At 72.9% G+C, this 358-nt stretch carries 2 pseudogenes; one reads left to right on the top strand and one right to left on the bottom strand.

The features are described from left to right. Window positions 1-117: pseudogene (locus AC5RUJ_RS18750) on the bottom strand (2,3,4,5-tetrahydropyridine-2,6-dicarboxylate N-succinyltransferase); the annotation flags it as partial. A 74-nt stretch (window positions 118-191) separates the two neighbouring features. On the opposite strand from AC5RUJ_RS18750, the pseudogene AC5RUJ_RS18745 reads away from it, so the two are divergent. Further along, window positions 192-358 (top strand): annotated as a pseudogene (locus AC5RUJ_RS18745) (succinyl-diaminopimelate desuccinylase); the annotation flags it as partial.

The raw sequence follows: 358 nt of genomic DNA, 5'->3' as shown, positions 1-358 counted from the left end.
GCCCAGCGCCGGCGCCGGATACCAGACGTCGAGGACGGTGCCGCTGTCGGTGACGGTGGCCAGCCCGGTGCCGTGGGCGGTGCGGGGAGTGGCGGTGGCGGTGGTGCTCGCGGTCATGGATGCAAGTCTACCGAGCGCGCCGGGGCCGGTGACGCCGGGATGCCGCAGGCGCGTCTGGCTAAGCTGGGGGAGTGACTTCGACCATTGCCCTGGACTTGACCGCCGACGTCGCCGAGCTGACCGCGGCGCTGATCGACGTTAACAGCGTGTCCGGCAACGAGACCGCCCTGGCCGACGCCGTGGAGGCCGCCCTGCGGGCCCTGCCGCACCTGAAGGTGCTGCGCGACGGCGACGCCAT

This window comes from Arthrobacter sp. Y3223164, assembly GCF_059091005.1.
This window is presented reverse-complemented; position numbering and strand designations above follow the sequence as displayed.